Source organism: Nocardia sp. NPDC058497 (assembly GCF_042720195.1).
In the GTDB taxonomy this organism is placed as follows: domain Bacteria; phylum Actinomycetota; class Actinomycetes; order Mycobacteriales; family Mycobacteriaceae; genus Nocardia.
This window is the reverse complement of the sequence record NZ_JBHXMY010000392.1, coordinates 1-1920: the sequence shown is the minus strand read 5'-3', so window position 1 is coordinate 1920 and position 1920 is coordinate 1. Positions and strand designations below refer to the sequence as shown.

Below are 1920 nucleotides of genomic sequence, written 5' to 3'. Positions count from 1 at the left end.
CGCGGCGGGACCACGCGGACCACCGCTCGGCCGACGAAGAGCGTAACCCGGCACACCCGCCCCCCCCCCGGACACGGTCCACCGGTGGCGGGGGCGGCGTTGTCGTCAGCTCAGCGCTTTTCCTTGAAGGCGTCGACCAGCTTCTTGCAGAGGTCGGTGAAGCGCTTGCGCGCGGCCTGCTGGTCCGCGTTCAGGCCGTCGGTGGAGTCGGGGGAGTAGACGACGAGATGGGCATCGCCGACCAGGTCCTCCGGCATCAGATCGATGATCGTGGTGCCCTTGCCCTCGCCGGACGGGATGCCGAAGTCGACCTCTTTCAGTGCGTTGATCTCGTCACGCGCGGCCGAGATCACGTCCTCGGCCACGGATCCCGTCACCTGCTTGGCCGCGGTCTCGGGCTTGCGGTCCTTACTCACCGCGTCCGGGGAATGCACCGCCTTGCCGTCGGCGAAGACCTGCAGCACCGGCCGCAGATCGGTGCGCTGGGTCCAGCCGTCGGGGATGGTGGTCACGCTGATCAGGGGTAGCGGCGCCGGATCGGCGTTGGCGACGGCGCTCACGCCGGGCAGGGCGAGAGCACAGACGAGCAATCCGGTCATGGTCAGGCGCATGGGTTCCCCTCGGTCGAAAAACGATGTGTCGGTGTCGCGTCGGGGTCAGCGTAGCCCGGGCGGGTTGCTCAGGTCACCCGCGGAATAGGTATCGCAGGCCTTGACCGAACCGGTCTTGTAGCCGGTGAGGAACCACTTCTGGCGCTGCTCGGACGATCCGTGCGTCCACGACTCGGGGTTGACACCGCGCCCGGCGGAGCGCTGGATGCGGTCGTCGCCGACGGCATTGGCGGCCGAGAGCGCGTCGCGGATGTCGTTGTCCGACAGCGGCTTCAGGAACGGCTGGGTGCTGCCCGGCGCGGGCTGCTTGTCGGCGAAATGGGCCCAGATGCCCGCGTAGCAGTCGGCCTGCAGTTCGGTGCGGACCGCGCCGGACTTGGCGCCCTGCGGGTCGCGCTGGGCCCGGCCGATGTCGCCGAGCTGGTTCTGGAGGTGGTGGCCGACCTCGTGCGCCACCACGTATTCCTGGGCCAGCGGGCCCGCGCTGGCGTCGAACCGGTCGGTGAGGTCCTGGAAGAAGGCCGTGTCGAAGTAGGCGGTCTGGTCGGCGGGGCAGTAGAACGGGCCGACGTCGCTGGTGGCATTGCCGCAGCCGGTCGACACGGCGCCGGAGAACAGCACCAGCTGGGGCTCGACATAGCGGGTGCCGGTCTGCTTGGGCAACTCCTGCGACCACACCCCGTCCAGGCTCTGCGCGGTCGCCACCACCCGGCAGTCGACGTACTTGTTCGCGTCGGCGCCGGTCTTGCAATGGCTGGGGGTGCCCGCGGTGCCCGGCTGACTCTGCTGGGTGTCCTGCACGCCGGTGAAATTGCCGAGCACCGACCCGGGATCACCGCCGAGGAGCAGCGTGATCACGAGCAGGATCAGACCGCCCGCGCCGCCGCCGACGGCGAGCTTGCCGCCCATACCGGGGCCGCCGCCGGAGGATGCCCGGCCGGGATCGATCTCCATGCCTTCGTTGAAGGTCATCGCGGTACTCGCCTTCGCTCGGTTGTCCAGCTGTCCTGCAGCGCGATTCACCGCAGGCGGACCCTCGCCGGCGGGCATGCGTCACAAGCTTGACACGGCGCGGCGAGATATCGGTTTTCCCTCGGGGATCGTGTCTCACTACGATGGCAGTGCACCTGGTCTTCTCCGCCGGTGCGACGAGTCGTCGAAAGGAATACCGTGCTGCGCACCCACTTGGCTGGTTCGCTGCGAAGCGAGCACGCCGGTCAGACCGTCACCCTCACCGGCTGGGTGGCCCGGCGTCGTGACCACGGTGGCGTGACCTTCATCGATCTGCGCGACGCCTCCGGTGTCGCGC

At 69.2% G+C, this 1920-nt stretch carries 3 protein-coding genes; 1 reads left to right on the top strand and 2 read right to left on the bottom strand.

The window, feature by feature from the left end; genetic code table 11:
• Window positions 1–110 precede the first annotated feature (110 nt).
• The gene (locus ACFWPJ_RS22890; protein WP_378854431.1) at window positions 111–611 is read right to left on the bottom strand and encodes a hypothetical protein; all 501 of its coding nucleotides are present in this window, start codon (window positions 609–611) and stop codon (window positions 111–113) included.
• 45 nt (window positions 612–656) lie between these two features.
• Window positions 657–1583: a neutral zinc metallopeptidase gene (locus ACFWPJ_RS22885; RefSeq protein WP_378854430.1), complete on the bottom strand. Its 927-nt coding sequence runs from the start codon at window positions 1581–1583 to the stop codon at window positions 657–659.
• A 198-nt stretch (window positions 1584–1781) separates the two neighbouring features.
• Between ACFWPJ_RS22885 and ACFWPJ_RS22880 the strand changes: the two genes are divergently transcribed.
• The coding region (locus ACFWPJ_RS22880) for an OB-fold nucleic acid binding domain-containing protein (protein ID WP_378854436.1) at window positions 1782–1920 on the top strand (139 nt) is incomplete at its 3' end.